The sequence below is a fragment of the Pseudoalteromonas spongiae UST010723-006 genome (assembly GCF_000238255.3).
Taxonomy (GTDB): Bacteria; Pseudomonadota; Gammaproteobacteria; order Enterobacterales; family Alteromonadaceae; genus Pseudoalteromonas; species Pseudoalteromonas spongiae.
Genome location: NZ_CP011039.1, coordinates 1,082,863 through 1,100,824, shown reverse-complemented (window position 1 = coordinate 1,100,824; position 17,962 = coordinate 1,082,863). Strand labels below are relative to the sequence as shown.

Sequence of the window (17,962 nt, the reverse complement as noted above, 5' to 3'; positions counted from 1 at the left end):
TTTGTCCAAGCTGAACAACTACATTTTTTTACATGTGAACTACACATTTATACATATAATACGTATTTTATTAAACAGCATTTAGCCACAGATCAGTACAACTATAATTATTACAATGAACAAAATTACAATTTCACTTCTTATTTTGAGCACCTTGCTTGCGACGCCCTGCCTTGCTAGTAATAGGCTTTATGCAGACAACACACTCGAGGCAAGTGATGGATTCACGTGGGATTGGAGTTTTGGTGCTGGCTACTATGTCGATAAACACTATTTACAAGGTGTGGACTATCAAGATGGTTTTGAATTAAACATCAATGTTGCCATCAACTACGACAAATTTTATTTTGATGTGGATAACTCGCAGCTTACAGGTGGCTTGACGATTGGTTATAACCTCGTTGATAAGTATGACTGGAGTCTCGATTTATTCGCGATTAACGCCCATGAAGGTTTTGATGAAACTGGCACTTTTTACGACGACGATTTAGTATCTCAACTTCGCGGCGTGAAAGAACGCGAAGATGATTTTAATGCGGGCCTTCGCCTTACCCGTAAAGAAAAAACTCACCAGTTATCGTTAGAAATTCTCCACGACATCTCAGGTGCACATAAAAGTCTTTGGGCAAGTGGTTTTATTAGTACGATTCAAGATTATCGCAATTGGGAATTTCGTGTTGGCTCAGGCCTAAATATTTATTCATCGGATTTCACTGGTTATTATTTTGGCGTAGATGCCAACGAAGCAATCGCGGGATTTAGACCACAGTACAACCCAAGTGCCGCGTACAGCCTGACCTTTGAAATTCACGCCGAATACCCAATTAACGAAGATTGGGTGTTTCTTGGTGGCTGGTTATCCTCTTGGTATTCAAAGGAAATTAGCAACAGTCCATTAATCTCTAACAGCTTACGACACAAAGCTAAGGTTGGTATACGCTATGTATTTTAACCTTAAATTTGTCCTTATTAAGCTCAAGCTTATTGCGTTATTTTTGTTCGCAAGCATGTCTTTTGCCAATGCCGAAAAGAACGTCAATTTGCCACTATCGCACCCTGAACTGGCCATTTTCCCTGAAAAATGTGTGGCATTGCGTCAAGGAAAACACTGTTACACCAAATTAAAGTTCCAGTGGCATGCGCCGGTCAGAGGTGATTACTGTATTCGCACAGTAAGTGATAAAAAACTGATTCGCTGCTGGTATAGCAGTACCTTTGGTGAATTAGACAGTGAGTTTAACTCGCCAGAAGCTATGCAATACGAATTAGTTGAAATTAGCTCAGGGCAAATAAGCGAGCCCGTAGAAATGAAAGTAAATTGGGTATATACCAATAAGCGAAAGAAACGTCGGTGGAGACTGTTTTAATGGATATAGCAAAAAAAATACTATTAGTTGAAGATGACACATCTCTTGCACAATGGGTAAGTGAGTACTTAATTGAGCAAGGTTTTGACGTTGTTTTGTGTCATCGTGGTGACGAAGCTGTGCAGGCAGTAAAAAAACATAACCCCGATTTAGTATTACTTGATTTAATGCTGCCAGGTAAAGATGGCATGAGTGTATGTCGCGATTTACGTATTTTCTATCATCAACCAATTATTATGATGACCGCTAAAGGTGATGAAATTGATGAAGTACTTGGCTTGGAAGTTGGCGCAAGTGATTATGTCATAAAACCTGTGCGTCCACGTGTATTGCTTGCGCGTATCAATGCAGTAATGCGTGAAAAACAAGGGAGCTCGGATACCAATTCTGATGAGATCAGCATTGGCAGTTTACAAATCGACACTTTGTCACGCGACGTATTTTTAGATGGTACTAAACTCGCCCTTTCAAATGCCGAATATTCCTTATTATTTTACTTGGCATCAAATGCGGATCAAATTCTCGACCGCGATAGCGTGTTTTTAGCGACCAAAGGCAGAGAATACGACGGTTTAGATCGCAGCGTTGATGTGCTTATTTCTGCACTTCGTAAGAAAATTGGCGACGACCCACAAAGCCCAAATAAAATAAAAACCATTTGGGGTAAAGGTTATTTGTTTGTAAGCCAAGCTTGGTAGTTAATGAAAAAGCTTTATATTAGCCTGATCACCGGCGCACTGATTTCATCATTTATTCTTGGTTGGTTGATTGATTCATTAAGTGCGCCTCCGAGTAATCACGATAATTTTAAAGTTGAAAAGCAAATACTTGCAGGCGTGGTTGCTGAAATAAGCCATCACCCTAAAAGCGGACATGAAGCCTTTTTAAAACGCTTCACCCAAGCGAGTCAATTTAGCTTGAGTTACCACAGCAATAGCGAGCTTGCATTGCCCCGCGAACTGCACGGAGAATTACTGGTACCCGGCGGTATTACCCTAGAAGACGAATTAGGCTTTTACTTGATTCAAACAAGTGCAGCATTAGCCGATAGCCATATTCAGTTGCGTGTTGAAAAGCCGCCAATGCCAACTAATCGTACCGATCTCTTTTTAACCGTTGGTTTTTATCTGGGCATTTGCATTTTTATGTGGTGGTGGCTCGCGCCGCTTACCAAACGATTAAGTTTGCTAAATAAGGCCACCGCACAATTTGCCAATGGCAACCTCGATGCGCGTATCAACTTAACCGGGCTAAGCTATATTCGCGAGCTAGAAACCAGTTACAATCGCATGGCCGACCAAATTCAGCAGCTGATTGAAGAAAACCAATTACTCGCATCCAGTATGTCGCATGATATCCGCACTCCCCTTGCGTGTTTACGGTTTGGCTTAGATGCCGCGATAGATACCAAAGATCCAACTAAAATTCAGCATTACCTTGAACGCATGGAAAACGACTTAGATCAAATGGAATCCATGCTCAATAGCTATTTAGAGTACGCGACCCTTGAGCAAAAATCGTATCAAATATCGCCTACTGCCATCACCAGCACTGAGCTATTTGATAACTGTTTTTATCAAGTTGAACCTAAACTCAACGCGCAATCTATCAAACTTGAAATAAAATCAGACACCCAGCAGCTTTATGTGGATCCGCACTGGTTAGCCCGCGCCATTGTTAATTTACTAAGTAACGCCGCTGACTTTGCAAAAACCACCATTACGATTAGCACCACGCAAACCCACGCTGACACGTTTATTGAAATTGAAGACGATGGCCCGGGCATTGATGAAGCAAACCTAGATAACGTGTTAAAGCCATTCTTCCAGCAAGAAAATCACCGCAACCGCGCGGCCAAAAACTATGGCCTTGGGCTTGCTATCGTCGCAAAAGTCATCGCTTGGCATTTCGGCGATATTAAAGTATCTCGCTCCAAAGAACTCGGCGGTGCAAAATTTACTTTACGCTTGCCACATCGCTGCCATTTAAAGAACAAGACCAGTTCATGGTAGCCCGCTCGCCCTTTAACAAATTACGCAACTATTACATTTAACAATTTAGCGAATTTGATTGTTTACATTTTTTTAATCTTATTGATCTAAATCAAGCGAACTCACTCTATTAATTTATTTCAATTTACAGTAGATTGGGCGGCAAACTAATAACGAGAAAAATATATGAGTGCTTCACGTGGAGAGTTTTCCTCTCGACTAGGATTTATCATGGCAGCAGCAGGTAGTGCTGTTGGTCTTGGCAATATTTGGGGCTTCCCAACACAAACGGCAACTAATGGTGGTGCAGCGTTTGTATTAATGTATTTAATTTTAGCGTTTTGCCTAGCATACCCTGCATTTATGGCTGAAATTCTAATTGGGCGATACGGCCAAGCGAATGCCGTAACCTCTCTTGAAAAACTTTCTCGTACGCAAACACAAAAACGCTTCGCATTTATTGTCGGCTTTGGCGGCATTGTCTGTGCAGCGCTTATTTTAAGCTTTTACGGTATTTTAGCCGGTTGGATGACATCTTACGCCATAGAGGCAGGTGCAACCATCGTCGGTGCCACCAGCGTTGCAGAGTGGGCCGTTAGCGACAGCGTGGCACGCAATATTTTCTTCTGTGCAATTTTTATGTTTTTAACCGTGATTATTATTCGTAATGGTGTAGAAGATGGCATAGAGAAATGGTCTAAGCGTTTGATGCCTGCAATGATTGCTCTGCTTATCTTACTGATCATCTATGTATTAACCTTAGATGGAGCAGACAAAGGATTAGAAGCTTACCTTAACCCGGATATTTCAAGAGTACTTGATCCTGACTTACTAATTAGCGCACTTGGCCAAGCTTTCTTTTCACTATCATTGGGTACTAGTGTAATGGTGATCTATGGTTCATATATTTCGAAAAAAGAAAATATGGTTACCATCGGCGCTCAAGTAACATTTATTGACGTATCGATTGCGTTTTTAGCAGGCCTTTTAGTCATTCCAGCAATGTACGTCGCGTTGGAACAAGGCGTGCAAATTTTTGCTGAGGATGGCTCACTGCTCGCAGGCCCAACCCTTGTATTCCAAGTCTTACCAAGTTTATTTGATTCTATGGGCCAACTGGGTGTGTTTGTTGGCTTGGCATTCTTTATCCTGATGTCGATTGCCGCACTTACGTCGTCAATATCAATGTTAGAAGGCCCTGTATCTTATCTTGTTGAGCGCCATAATATTGAGCGTAAAACTGCGACTACATGGACTGGTATTGGTATTTTAGCAATCAGCTTTGTGATTATTTTTAACATCGGTACGATGCTCGACTTTGTGGCAACATTGGCGACAGAATATGGTCAACCAATTATCGCAATGTTCTGCTGTATTTTCGCAGGATGGATTTGGCAACGAAATTCACTTGTTGAAGAAATTAAACAAGGTAATGAAGACGTTGAATCAGGCGTGTTCTGGAAAATCTGGCCATGGTACACAAAATTTGTGTGTCCGCTCGCTATTGCGGCGGTATTTATTCATTCATTTACCTAACCAGCTGAAGACTTAAACAGATAAACAAAAAGCCGATGTGTATTCATCGGCTTTTTAGTTTTAGGCTCTTAGCAATTTTTTTACGAAACCGCTTTCATATGAATATGCGGAATACCATCTTCGAGGTATTCTTGCCCGTCTACTTGAAAGCCAAGTTCAGTGTAAAACTCAGTTAAATAACACTGCGCTGATATTTCAATCCCTTGCTCAGGCCAATGTGAAATACAAATATCTTTGGCAAGCGACACAATAGCATGTGCAAGCCCTTTACCTCGCGCCTCTTTTTTAACGAGCACTCGACCAATCGCCGCGCTGTTCTCATAGTTAATCTTTGGCGCTAAACAACGCGCATAGGCGACAACGTCATTATCGTCATAACCAATAATATGCTGGGTTTGCGGCTCGCAATCTAACCCATCAAGCTCTTCATACGGGCAGTTTTGTTCAACCACAAAGACATCAACGCGCAACTTTAAAATGGCGTAGAGTTCTGCCGTTGTGAGTTCATTAAATGTTTTACTATAAAATTTTGTCATTATGCACCCAATAAAAAAGGGGCCTAAGCCCCTTAGATAATTATCTTCGCTTAGCTGAAAATATGTTCTAGCTGATCGCAAATTTGGCTAAGGTTGACCTGATCATGCTCAATGGTCAAATCAGCGTAACCATCTGAGCCAAACATTCGATCTACTTCAATTAACACATGAGTTTTCAATGCCTCAGGCACAAATGACAACTCAACTTCCTTCGGACCAAACACTTTTAGGCCTGCAGGCTTGTACTCAAGCTCTTGATAACACCCTGATGTGGAATTGAAATTAGAAGTACGTAAATAGCCTTTTTCAACATCACTTTTAACCAATTTATAGCCCAATTTTTCCATTGCTAGCATAAAGGTTTTTACCGCTTCATTTGGGTATACATAAACCGGATCTCGGTCGGTTGCGTCGAGCGCAAAATCAATATTTAAACCAGTCGCTATCCAAACTACGCTTTGATTAATGCCCTGTGATATTTCAGTAATTGGCGTTTCTGAGTGCAAGCGTGCTTCAAATGGAATACGTAATTCTTCACCTGGCTGCAATGTTCGTTGATCGACAATCGACCATTTATCTAACACATGATCTGCAAAATACTCGCCTTCGTCTGACTCTACTTTAACCTTAGTCATTAAGGCTAACTCTAATCCTGAAATATCTTGCTCTACATCGCCTGCTGTTATGATAACTTCTGCTGAAAATTTTTGCCCTGGCAGTAAATGCTCAGTATGTAGCACGGTATCCACTTTTGCCGCACCAATACCGATAGATGCGAGAACTTTTTTGAACATATAACTCACCTTGTTCTTTATACTTATACTGCATATTAACCATAAAAATATTAATTTGTCAGTTAAAAGTTATACTTGTTAAAAGTTGATTACATTTTAGTTTAGATTGCATCTTTGATTGGCTTGCGCTGAGCGTATTTCGTAGCACAGCAGGGTGTTTTTAGATAGACTAAGAAAAGCCTTACTATTTAACTGATAATTATAAAATACTCTATGGAATTATTGTTTTACGCAACAGCCTTTATTTGCGGCTTCATTATTTTACAGTTTAAATTACCACCGCTGATCGGCTTCTTATGTGCCGGTTTTGTGCTTAATCTTGCGGGGTATCAAAGTACCGAGTTGCTTGAAACAATGGCTAATCTAGGTGTCACCTTACTGCTATTTAGCATTGGCCTAAAATTAAAGATTGGCAATCTAATAAAAGCCCAAGTTTGGGGGCCTGCAACCTTACATATTGTATTATGTAGCGTGTTGTTTTGGGCGGCTTTACTGGGGCTCAGCTGGTTAAAACTGCCTCTATTTTCTGAGTTATCGAGTCAATCCGCGGCGATTTTGGCGTTTGCACTAAGCTTTTCATCCACCGTTTTCGCGGTAAAAGTACTTGAAGAACGCGGTGAAATGGCCAGCTTACACGGTAAAGTCGCCATCGGTATTTTAGTAATGCAAGACATCTTTGCTGTTGTTTTCTTAGCGATTAGTACAGGTAAACTGCCAAACTATTGGGCAATCGCATTGGTACTTGCCTTGCCACTTATTAGACCCGTATTTTACTGGATGCTTGCGCGTTCAAAGCACGGTGAAGTGCTCCCCCTATTTGGTTTCTTCTTTGCGTTAGTGGTTGGCTATCACGCATTTGAATTTGCGGGCTTAAAAGGTGATTTAGGCGCACTGATTATTGGTATGATCTTAGCGCCACATAAAAAGGCAAGCGAACTCTCTAAGGCACTATTAAGCTTTAAAGATCTCTTCTTAGTCGGATTCTTTTTAACGATTGGCCTGAATGCCGAGCTCACGCTCAATGCACTCTTAGTTGCCGCAGTTTTAATTATTGTGTTACCCCTTAAAGTGCTACTTTATTACCTATTTACTAACGCTTTCCACTTGCGTGCGCGTACTTCCCTACTCGGTGCATTTTCATTATCAAATTACAGTGAATTTGGCTTGATTGTCTGTGCGCTAGCCGTATCGAGTGGCTGGTTAACGGGCGAATGGCTCGCGGTACTTGCAATTGCGGTATCCATAACCTTTATTATTGCGTCACCGCTTAATAACAAATCAAACGAGCTTTACGTAAAATATGAGAATTTCTTACTGCGCTTTGAATCGAGCAAACGCTTAGCCGAAGAAATGCCGGTTAACTTAAACAAAGCGAAAATCTTGATCTTTGGTATGGGCCGTGTTGGCACTGGTGCCTATGAAACAATTGCGCAAAGCTACCCTGAATCGGTCGCCGGTGTAGATATTAACCCTGACACAGTAGAAAAGCATATCAAGCGCGATCGATTTGCCATTTTAGCCGATGCCACCGATCCCGATTTTTGGAACCGCATTAACCACTCAGACGTAGAAATGGTAATGTTAGCCATGCCAAAACACGCGCAAAACCTGTACGCCCTTGAGCAGCTAAAAGCGTCGGGCTTCTCTGGTCAAGTTACCGCAATCGCCAACTATCGCGACCAACAAAAAGAGCTAGAAGATATGGGTGTTCATTCAACCTTTAACTTTTACTTAGAAGCTGGTAGCGGTTTTGCCGAACACGTAAAAGAAAAGGTGTTTTCTAAAGCGAGCTAGCATAAACCACTTAGCACGATTACGTTCATTTACATTTTTGTAACACTTTTGACGTTATTCAGAGTAATATTTACCTATCCATTACTCTGAATGACGTGACTATGCAGCAACATCCTAAAAAAACCGCATTATCACCCGAAATGCGTGATTTTATCAGCAATGAACTTAAACACCTTGATTCAGACTTAGCCAAGCGCACATTTTATTTTTTACTGCTTGATAAATACGCGGTGCCAAAAACCCATGCCCTGCGCCATAACCCGCAACATCATTTACCTGTAAATCAACTCGATAATTTATTGCGAGAAAAAGGGTTCACTCCCTCAAAACCAGTCAAAATTAATTGCCATTAAGGTATACTAGCTGAGACTTTCACAATCTCACTTTATTTATGCTCGCAGATAAACACGCTTTATTGGAAGCAATCAATCAGCCTATGCCGTTTGGTAAATATGCCGGCTGCCCACTGCTAAAATTACCTGAACCTTACCTTGTTTGGTTTAAACAAAAAGGCTTCCCTGAGGGAAAGCTTGGACAGCAACTTGCGTTAATTTATGAAGTGAAACGTAATGGCCTTGAAAAAGTGTTAATGCCATTACTTAATTAATATTCAAGGAACACACTGTGACTCAACTTTCTCAGTTATCACCACAGCCACTGTGGCAAATTTTCGAAAAAATATGCAGCATTCCACACCCGAGCAAACACGAGCAAAAAATTTCTGCGTGGATCCAACAATTCGCTACCGAGCTTGGTCTTGATGTTAAAGAAGACAAAGTAGGCAACCTAATTATTAAAAAACCTGCAACAATCGGTATGGAAAATCGCAAAGGTGTGATTTTACAAGCGCATATGGACATGGTGCCGCAAAAAAATAATGATAAAGAGCACGACTTTATCAACGACCCAATTGAAGCTTATGTAGATGGTGAATGGGTAACAGCAAATGGCACAACATTAGGTGCAGATAACGGCATTGGCCTTTCGGCAAGCCTTGCTGTTTTAGCCAGCAAAGATATCCAACATGGTCCGCTTGAAGTATTAGTTACCATAGACGAAGAAGCCGGTATGACAGGTGCTTTCGGCCTTGAAGCAGGTTGGCTAGAAGGCGATATTTTACTAAACACTGACTCAGAAGATGAAGGCGAAGTTTACATGGGCTGCGCAGGCGGTATTGATGTAAACATTGAGCTGCCAATCGAATGGGAAGCGACAGATACAACTAAATCAGCTATTAACGTATCACTTAACGGTTTAAAAGGCGGTCATTCGGGTGTTGATATTCACTTAGGTCGCGCAAACGCAAATAAACTATTAGTGCGTGCATTAAGTTTATTAGATATCGACTTTGCCATTGCCAACTTACAAGGCGGCTCACTGAGAAACGCAATTCCACGCGAAGCAGAAGTAACGCTAGTAATCGATGACCAAGATAAAGACACACTAGCTAATGCACTTAAAAATATCAATTCACTGTTTTTAGCAGAATTAAGTAAAGTTGAGCCAAATATTTTGCTATCGGTTGCTGATGCGCCATTACCCGAAAAACAACTTGCTAAAGTATCGCAGTCAGCGGTAATCAATAGTATAAATGGTTGTGTGAACGGCGTTATTCGCATGAGTGACACCATCGACGGCATCGTTGAAACATCGACCAATTTAGGTGTTGTTTTAACAAACGAAAACGCTGTTAGCGTAAAATGTCTGGTTCGCTCACTAATCGATTCTGCCCGCACTAATACGCAAAATATGATTGCATCAACATTTGCCCTTGTAGGTGCGAGCGTTACTTTCACAGGTGCGTACCCTGGCTGGGAGCCAAAAGACGATTCTGAAATTAAAGATATTTTACGTGAAACCTATCAAGGTATGTTTGGCACATTACCTAAAATTATGGTGATCCATGCTGGACTTGAATGTGGCTTGTTTAAGGATGCTTACCCACATTGGGATATGGTGTCGTTTGGACCGACGATTCGCTTTCCGCATTCGCCAGATGAAAAAGTGAAAATCGATACAGTTGAGCCGTTTTTCAACCTACTCGTTGAAGTACTAGGTAATATTCCGAATAAAAACTAAATTTCGTCTACGCGTTATAAAAAACCGAGCCTTAGATGCTCGGTTTTTTGTCATTGGTGACCTTGTCTTTATTCGGCACTATTTTATTTATGCCTTTTTTAGCACTTAGCTTTAATGATTTTGCAGACTCTAAAAACGGTTTACTATAAATCGCAAATAACGAATCATGGCCGCAATCATACTGCCCTACACCAATGGAAATCTTGCCAACTTCTGATGCTTTAATGAGGGTACCTGTCATACGGTCCCAAATAGCCAGTGCGGAACCCAAGTTCGTATCAAAGTGTTTGGGGTTATCACTGTGATGGATTTGATGTTGTGCAGGGCTAATAAAAACGCCTTCCAACTTATCGCCCCACGACAACCAAATATGTGAGTGGCGTAAATTTGCGCCAAAAACATTAAACAAAAACACAAACACATTGGCACCTAACACATCAAACATACTAATTGCATCGGCAAATAAATAGTAGCCTATACCCACTGCGGTTCCTTGTACGATTGCCATACGGCACGCGTATAAATAACTCTCCACAGGGTGAGAACGGTAAATGGTAAATGGCGTAAGTACTTTTGCGCTGTGATGTACTTTATGAAATTCCCATAAAAACGGTATTTTATGCAGAGCGTAGTGCAGTAAAAAACGCGTTAAGTCATCAATAATAAAAAGTAGAAAAGTGAAAATAGTGATTACTTGCCACTTGGCCAATGCCAACGGCTCTGTGCGACCGAACAGCCATTCTAAAGCGTCACTTAGCGCAATTGCTATCGGTGCCATTGTTAATACAATAGGGCCGAACATTAAGGCTTTGATCAGTTTATTAACTACCCACAAAGCATAATCTTGCTTGGCACTTTTTGCTAACCAAACTGATTTTGGGAATAAGAATTTAAAAAAGCCTAACGTTGTACGCTGTTTTGTTGCAGCAAAATACACCGGCAGCGCTAACGCCACCGCACTTAACAAATAAAGGTAAAAAATACGTTTATTCGCATCGCTAAAATAACGCGGTAGTTCGCTTAAACTTGTTGAAAATATCTCTAACACAGCAGTTCCTACAAAAAAGGGGCCGATAGCCCCTTATTCGCAATGCCAAAGCTTAAAACTGGTATTTGTAACCAATTACAAACTGTCTTGGCTTATTTGGTCTTGCGCCATACGGGCGGCGACTAATAATGTACGCTTCATCAGTTAGGTTATCAACCTTGCCGTAAATGCGGCCATATTGACCAAGATCATACGATGCGGATACATCTACAATAACGCTCGACTCGGTTTTAAAGCCCGATAACGTAACATTATCACCTGCGGCTTCATCCATTTCGCTTACGTATTTAACGATTAAATTGGTTTCCCAATTATTCGCCGCTAAACCGATTTCAAAGTTCAATTGATGTTCAGGTAAATACTGTACTGAGTCGCCATCCGAAATATCCCCCCACTGTTCAAAATCTGATTCAAAGCTTTCTAAAAACTCAGATTTGGTATAGGTATAAGTGAAGCTATATGGCATATCAAATTGTGTACTAATTGGATAGCTTTGACGTAACTGTGCTTCCAAGCCATACACATTCACTTCGCCACCGTTAAACTCGCGGTCAAGGTCGCCTTGTGTACCACAACTTGACTGTGAGCAGCTTTCTTTTAAGTTGCTGTAGTCATTAAAAAAGCTAACTAGTTCGATGTTAGTTGCGCCGTCGTTAAAACGACCACCAAACTCATAGTTAATGCTTTTCTCAACTTTAACATCAGATGCCTGTTGCGGACTGCTTGGCACAAAACCTTGATGCACACCAAATAACACGCCTGCGTTTTCTGTCACTTGATAAAAACCGCTCACGCCAGGTAGCCAAATTTGAGTTGATTTACGTTGCCAATCGTCTTTGTCCACAAGGTCGGTGTAGTACATATCCATATCTTCGCCACGAACACCCGCAGACACCGTTAAGTTGCCAAGTTTTACCGTGTCTTCAATATAAACTGAAAGCGCCTCAGTATTTTCGATATTGGTTGTAGTAAATACTTTATCACCAGCTGTTTTTTCAGCGTAACCATCAAGCATCTGATAGTTTTCACTAAAGTGTTTACGCTCAATTTCATCTTCATGATAACGCACGCCGAATGCTAACTTATGATCTAAACCACCAAGTGAAAATTCGTAGTCGGCATCAATTTGAATACCCTGTGAATAGTATTCGCGGTCATTGGTACCCATAACTAAGAACATTGATGTTTCACCATCTAGCACTGAGTTTTGCTCACCAGTTATAACAGCATATTCTCGTTCATGTAATTCTGGGTTTGTCATAATTGCCGACAAACTTGCACTTGAACTTGTTAAGCTACCTAATTTTCGCCAAGCACGCTCGTAGTCGTTGCGATAAACACGCGTTGTTGCAGAGAAAACATCGTTTGAGAGATTATGGGTAAACATAATTTGCGTATGCTCAGTGTCCATATTCGCAGGTTGAGAAGCCGCGTAGCGACGATACGGATTTGCATTAAAGTCCGCATCCGTTAACCCTAGGTAAGTTTCATCTGAGTTTTCATCTGCGTAAGAAAGCTTAAGTTCAAAACTTTGGTCGAACGCTTGTCCGTCTAACAAATATTTAGTTTTAACGAGTAAATCATTCTTTTTAAAGCCTGAATCACCACCGTTATCGATTTCCTTAAAACCATCCGCTTGTAAACGAACACCTTCAACTAGTACACCCAAATTTTTGGCTACTTCAGTACCAAAATATCCGTGCGCTTTTTGATAGCCATCGGTGCCCGTTGCTAGATCCAAACCACCGGTCATTTCAAATGGTACTTGGCGCGTAACCATATTAAGCGTACCTGCAACCGTTTGCGGGCCGTGCTTAATTGCCGCAGGGCCTTTAAACACTTCTACTGCGGTCATTCGCGTAGTGACTGGAAAATAGTATGCCGCCGGCGCTGAGTATGGCGCCGGGCCAATTAAGACACCGTCTTCTAAAATAGTTACTTTTTTACTACGCTCAGGTGTAACACCACGAAAGCCAATATTTGGACGCAGGCCATAACCGTCTTCTTCACGAATATTTACGCCCGGTACTTTGGCTAAAATACGGTGAATATCATCGTATTCATATTTTTCGAGTTCTACTTCTGAAACAAGGGTTGCTGAACCAGACTCTGTACGCAGTTTGTCACCGTGACTAATAATGGTGATGTGCTCGATATCGTTTGCTTTGTTATCTTTTGCAACAACGGACGTTGCACAGCTTGCAATTGCTAATGCTAAAAGTGTTTTTTTCATAATAAAGCTCTAATCATTATCGCCGGCTGAAGATTTAGGTAATTCAAGCGCAAGTTTGTTAATAAAATCATGTTTTAACTGATCGGTCACATCTTTTACTTTTGCGTGAGACGTTTCTACTTTGTCTTTTTCATCAATCAGTGCTTGTTGCAGCGAACCATTAATCGCATCTAATGCGGCATTTGATTGCTCAAGGCCAGTTAACATTGTGTCTTTAACGTCAGTGCCCTCTTCTTCTACAAGAAAATCATCAAAACCAGTGGTGTTATCTTGCACTATACCATTGCCAGTAAAGAGTTTTTCAAACGCAGCAAGGTTTGCTTTGATATTAGCAAGCGATTGCGCCGCTATCGGTGACTCAACATCTTGAGGACATGCTTCTAAACCACACGAGTTACTTTCATAACCCAGCGGTAGTGCTAATTTTTGATCTTTTAGTTCTTCAGTAAGATAGAAAAGTGCATCGGAAATTACATTAACCGCCGCATGTACGCTATCAAAACTGCTGCCAACTTCACCGGCATTTTTTAACTTCATTGCGTAGCCATTGTCACCATTCCATTTATCAAGTAACACTTGGCTGTTATCAACTAAATCGCTGGCGACTTCAACAGCGAACTCACAGCGCGCGATACGACGTTCGCTATCACTGCGGTTATTCCAATCAGCAAGCGCATCATTCGCAATCGAACAGCTGTGATTTAGTTGCTCGGTGAACAGTAAATGTTCAAGGCTTACTAGACCACGACGCGTTGCGGTACGCTGTTTAATATCGTAAGGACGCGATGCATTTTTATTAATCACGCCGTCTTCAAAATACACGGTATCTTGATCTACGCCACATAAGCTTTTAGCAGGCCAAGAGTAAATTAGATTGCGCAGTTCGCCTTCATTTTCTAATAGCGGCCCCATTTGCATCAGCTCTGCATGTTGCCAAAGTGCCGTTGTATCGCGCCAGCTAGTTTGCGCCGATGCTAATGCAGCTAAACGTTGCTGTTCAGTTGCATCACCTGCCATCGCTGCTTTTTCAACTGCACAATAGCTTTCAATGTTTTGTTTGTTTGCATTCGCTTGTTGATTAAACGAGGTAAATGTTGGCGTGATCACATTATCGACTAAGTTTGCCACTAACGCTTTTTCATCAAACGTTGTGCCGCCACCATTCCCTGGCTCGCTTGTACCGCCACCAAAATTTGGTCCCTGTGTACTTGAGGTATCTTCCGAACACGCTGCCAACGTCAATACTAATGATGTTGCCAATGCTATCGGTTTAAGTTTTGCGGATATCAACATAAAATTATCCTAAAATCTCGAATTATAAATACAGCAAAAGGTTAGTAACCGAAATTACTAACCTTTTATATCAATTTAAAACGTTTTTTAAATTACCAGTTTTCTGAGTTCGCGTCTTCAAAATCAAACGCATCATCTAAAATATCGCGCGCTGCAATTAATTGTGCTTTGTACTGTGCAAATGCATCTGCATCAGCAAGTACTGGCATGTCGCCGAATAAGTCATGCATTTCCACAAATTTTGCTTCGCCTACCGTATCTTTTTTCGGGTTTAGTTCATGATTTGCAAACGGTGAATATGGGTTGAATTGGAAGTTCAGTGCGAAACCTTTCATTTCACCCCAATGCTTAGCGTAATCCGCAAATTCAGCTGATGTGTATTCGCCGTCTTCAATGTTTTCAATATCAGCAATTACATCGTTAATGTAATGAACAACTGTCGCAGCAATTGCTTTTTCCCACGCATTTACGGCTTGGAAAACATGCTCGCGGAATTTTGCTTGATCGTCAGCTGAGAACTCACTTAGGTCCGAACCATGGTTATCGGTAATCATTTTACGACCAGCAATAAAGTGAAGCATTGCCTGCGTTGTTAAGTCAGTTGTAACTGTTGCGCCAAGGTCACGTTTTGCTGCATTTGAAGAGTTGCCCCACACAAACTCTGACGCTAGGTCGATTACACCATCACCATTAATATCATTTTTACCTTGGAAGTCTTCGCGACCGCCTTTTTTAGCAATCTCGCTGTCAGAGTATTCTAGATAGTTACGCGCCGCACCGAAGTAACCAAAGCCTTCATCAAATTGGTGCTCAAGAGCTGTGTATTTTGCTGACTCTTTCTGCGCTACTTTATTGTCTGTCTCAAGACCTTCACCAAGGTAGTCATCAGCACCTTGTGAGAACATTAGCGCACCTAAGGTATGCTTTTGAACCAGTTGAACTAAATCCAAGCCTTCTGGTGTGATATATGCTTTTGAAATAGCAACACCATTTGCATCTACTAGCGCTTCACCCGCGTTCACTTTTTCAATTTGAGCAATGAATAAATCAAAGTAATGCTCAACTAAACCTTCAGGCGTTGCTGCGCGTGTACCAAAATCATTCCAGCCTTTAAACGTGCCAGCTACTAACCAATCCTGATACATTTTGCTTGCATCATTACCTGCAATTTTGCCACTTAATTCTTTGCCTGAGCTTGAAATTTCAGCAAATGACTTTTGCTTATAAGCTGATAAATCTGAGCCTAGGTGAGAAATAGAAGAATCTGCAACAGCCGCGTAGTCGCCCCAAAGTGCATCTAACTTAGCTCTTACATCAGCAGCCATAATGCCATTAGTCTCAATGTACTCAACTGTCATTAAACCCATGTAATATTTAATTTCTGCCGAGAGTGCATGACGCGCAGTTTGACCTGTGTAAGAAACTGAAGAACCCTCACCTAGTTTTGAATTAAATTCATAGGTATTTACGCCGGCGACCGCATCAACATCAGCTACGTTAAGCGTTAAGTCTTTTGTAAAAGTTAAACCGCCTGCATCAGTTACAGTTACAGTTACAGTAATTTCTGTTTCTTGTTCAAAGTTAACCGCTAAATGATTTTTAACTTTAAGTTCGCCATCAACAATTTCAAAACGTTCGTCTGATACAGTGAAGGTTAGACCTGATGTTGCATCATCTGTTGCAGTTAGTGCACCAATAGCCGCGCCAAGTGTATCTTCAGCAATTGAAGATGCTGAGATTTGGATATCAGTTGGAGCTTGGTTTACAGGAGTTACAGGATCTTTTTTGCTATCGCTACCACCACAGCCAGTTAAGCCAAGAGATACAGCAAGCACAGCTGATGCTAACGCAGATTTACGAAAATTAATCATTATGTGACCTATAAAGTATAATTTTTATTAATGAAGATTTATAAACTAACGCTATTATAAACTTCAAAACCAATGAGAATCAATCTCATTTAGTTTATTTTAATGTTTTGTTTACAAAAATTCAGCATAGCAGGTTTATGCTGCATTAGTTTAGCAGAGATCAAATTAAGGTTTTTTAGGTAACGCAATTACAAAACATGCGCCTTTTAACGGGCCACTTTCAAGATAGCATTCACCTTCGTGCCAGTTTATGATTTTTTGCACGATTGCTAACCCTAAGCCAAATCCTTTGATTTTTTTATTGCGGCTTTTATCTAAACGGGTAAATGGTTTAAATACGTTTTCCCACTCGGATTGTTCAATGCCAGGACCATCATCAGCCACTTTAATAAAAATAGTATTTGAGGTTTGCGTCAAGGTAACGATTACTTGCTGCTCTGCGTATTTCAGCGCATTACCAATAAAGTTCTGAATTGCGCGGCCAATGAAGTGTGGGTCGGCGTTTAATTGAATGGCTGTGTTTGCTTCAATTTTGATAGCAGTTGAGTGGTTAAAGCCAAGCTTTTGCACAAAGTGTTGTGTTTGCGCGACTACATCGTACAACTCAATATTAAGTTGCGGTTTTTCTCGTTCTAATTTTGCAAACTCCAGCATTTCACTCACTAGCGACTCTAGCTCTTGAATGTCGGACTGCATACCGTCAAAGTACGGCTTACTTTTATCATCGCCTTGTGTTTGTTCCAGCATCGCAATCGCAAATTTAAGCCGTGCTAATGGCGTTCTAAACTCGTGAGATACAGACGAGGTAAGTTCGCGCTGACTGTCCAATAAGTGTTTTATACGCGCTTTCATCGCCATTAATGTTTGTTTTATTGGCAATAAAGCAGATTTGTCGTCACCGCTGATTTGTAAATCTTCCGGCGCGCTTATATTGTGACATGCTTTTTCCAACTGATTAAAATCACGCCATAGCCAATAACTCCAGGCCGCAACGGGTAAACCAATAACCAACAACATAATGAAAAATGGCCATACCGAGTCGTAACTATTAACATCAAAACGATACGGACCAATTTTCAGTAATTCTTTATCATTTACCCGCAAATACCAGATTACTTGCTGCGGACCGTCAAATACTGGTACTGCTAGCCCTTGCTTTAAATCGGCGCTTTGTTCTGGCAAAAATGCAACAAGATCAGACGAAATCACTTCGTTTTGATAAATATCTTTGAGTTTAGTAATGCCATTAGCGGTTTTTGCTAGTTGGGAGAGAGATTCTGTGACTTGCGGCGCAAGCGGTAGCGCATCTATGCCATTGGGTTCAGGCCATAGTTTCTCGAGCGCACCGCTAAGAATAAAAATAGAGATGATAATATAGGCGTATAAGCTAACAAATAACTTGCCCATCTAAATTCCTTGC

The 17,962-nt window shown here is 41.1% G+C and carries 16 protein-coding genes; 9 read left to right on the top strand and 7 right to left on the bottom strand.

Annotated features, from left to right (window positions below):
- Positions 1-115: 115 nt before the first annotated feature.
- From PSPO_RS05165 to PSPO_RS05145, 5 genes are all read left to right on the top strand, one after another.
- A complete protein-coding gene (locus tag PSPO_RS05165) occupies positions 116-952 on the top strand; it encodes a MipA/OmpV family protein (RefSeq protein WP_010560487.1) in 837 nt (278 codons plus the stop codon).
- Positions 942-1,367, top strand: coding sequence for a DUF3019 domain-containing protein (locus tag PSPO_RS05160; protein WP_010560488.1), 426 nt, complete (start codon positions 942-944; stop codon positions 1,365-1,367). Before PSPO_RS05165 ends, PSPO_RS05160 begins: the two co-directional genes overlap by 11 nt.
- The gene (locus tag PSPO_RS05155) at positions 1,367-2,065 is read left to right on the top strand and encodes a response regulator (RefSeq protein ID WP_010560489.1); all 699 of its coding nucleotides are present in this window, start codon (positions 1,367-1,369) and stop codon (positions 2,063-2,065) included. Before PSPO_RS05160 ends, PSPO_RS05155 begins: the two co-directional genes overlap by 1 nt.
- A gap of 3 nt (positions 2,066-2,068) precedes the next feature.
- Positions 2,069-3,379: an ATP-binding protein gene (locus tag PSPO_RS05150; protein ID WP_010560490.1), complete on the top strand. Its 1,311-nt coding sequence runs from the start codon at positions 2,069-2,071 to the stop codon at positions 3,377-3,379.
- 165 nt (positions 3,380-3,544) lie between these two features.
- Positions 3,545-4,894, top strand: a complete 1,350-nt coding sequence (locus tag PSPO_RS05145) for a sodium-dependent transporter (RefSeq protein ID WP_040642470.1) — start codon at positions 3,545-3,547, stop codon at positions 4,892-4,894.
- A gap of 80 nt (positions 4,895-4,974) precedes the next feature.
- Here the strand turns inward: PSPO_RS05145 and PSPO_RS05140 are convergent, their stop codons facing one another.
- Both PSPO_RS05140 and PSPO_RS05135 read right to left on the bottom strand, forming a co-directional pair.
- Entirely contained in the window at positions 4,975-5,430 is a 456-nt protein-coding gene (locus PSPO_RS05140; protein ID WP_010560492.1) for a GNAT family N-acetyltransferase, read from the bottom strand.
- 50 nt (positions 5,431-5,480) lie between these two features.
- Positions 5,481-6,224, bottom strand: coding sequence for a sporulation protein (locus PSPO_RS05135; protein WP_010560493.1), 744 nt, complete (start codon positions 6,222-6,224; stop codon positions 5,481-5,483).
- A gap of 213 nt (positions 6,225-6,437) precedes the next feature.
- On the opposite strand from PSPO_RS05135, the gene PSPO_RS05130 reads away from it, so the two are divergent.
- The 4 genes from PSPO_RS05130 to PSPO_RS05115 all read left to right on the top strand — a co-directional run bounded on the left by PSPO_RS05130 (position 6,438) and on the right by PSPO_RS05115 (position 10,097).
- Positions 6,438-8,018 (top strand): cation:proton antiporter family protein, encoded by a 1,581-nt coding sequence (locus PSPO_RS05130; protein ID WP_010560494.1) that lies wholly within the window; start codon positions 6,438-6,440, stop codon positions 8,016-8,018.
- A 101-nt stretch (positions 8,019-8,119) separates the two neighbouring features.
- The gene (locus tag PSPO_RS05125) at positions 8,120-8,371 is read left to right on the top strand and encodes a hypothetical protein (protein ID WP_010560495.1); all 252 of its coding nucleotides are present in this window, start codon (positions 8,120-8,122) and stop codon (positions 8,369-8,371) included.
- Positions 8,372-8,409: 38 nt separating this feature from the next.
- Complete coding sequence (locus PSPO_RS05120) at positions 8,410-8,625, top strand: DUF3820 family protein (protein ID WP_010560496.1); 216 nt, start codon at positions 8,410-8,412, stop codon at positions 8,623-8,625.
- A gap of 17 nt (positions 8,626-8,642) precedes the next feature.
- Positions 8,643-10,097, top strand: a complete 1,455-nt coding sequence (locus PSPO_RS05115; protein ID WP_010560497.1) for an aminoacyl-histidine dipeptidase — start codon at positions 8,643-8,645, stop codon at positions 10,095-10,097.
- Between the two features lie 31 nt (positions 10,098-10,128).
- Here the strand turns inward: PSPO_RS05115 and PSPO_RS05110 are convergent, their stop codons facing one another.
- The 5 genes from PSPO_RS05110 to PSPO_RS05090 all read right to left on the bottom strand — a co-directional run bounded on the left by PSPO_RS05110 (position 10,129) and on the right by PSPO_RS05090 (position 17,949).
- Positions 10,129-11,145 carry a sterol desaturase family protein gene (locus tag PSPO_RS05110; protein WP_010560498.1) on the bottom strand — a complete coding sequence of 339 codons (1,017 nt, stop codon included), beginning with the start codon at positions 11,143-11,145 and terminating at the stop codon, positions 10,129-10,131.
- Positions 11,146-11,197: 52 nt separating this feature from the next.
- Entirely contained in the window at positions 11,198-13,378 is a 2,181-nt protein-coding gene (locus tag PSPO_RS05105) for a TonB-dependent receptor family protein (protein WP_010560499.1), read from the bottom strand.
- A gap of 9 nt (positions 13,379-13,387) precedes the next feature.
- A complete protein-coding gene (locus PSPO_RS05100; RefSeq protein ID WP_010560500.1) occupies positions 13,388-14,671 on the bottom strand; it encodes an imelysin family protein in 1,284 nt (427 codons plus the stop codon).
- Between the two features lie 92 nt (positions 14,672-14,763).
- Positions 14,764-16,542 (bottom strand): DUF4856 domain-containing protein, encoded by a 1,779-nt coding sequence (locus tag PSPO_RS05095; protein ID WP_010560501.1) that lies wholly within the window; start codon positions 16,540-16,542, stop codon positions 14,764-14,766.
- 165 nt (positions 16,543-16,707) lie between these two features.
- Positions 16,708-17,949: an ATP-binding protein gene (locus PSPO_RS05090; RefSeq protein WP_010560502.1), complete on the bottom strand. Its 1,242-nt coding sequence runs from the start codon at positions 17,947-17,949 to the stop codon at positions 16,708-16,710.
- Positions 17,950-17,962: the final 13 nt, after the last annotated feature.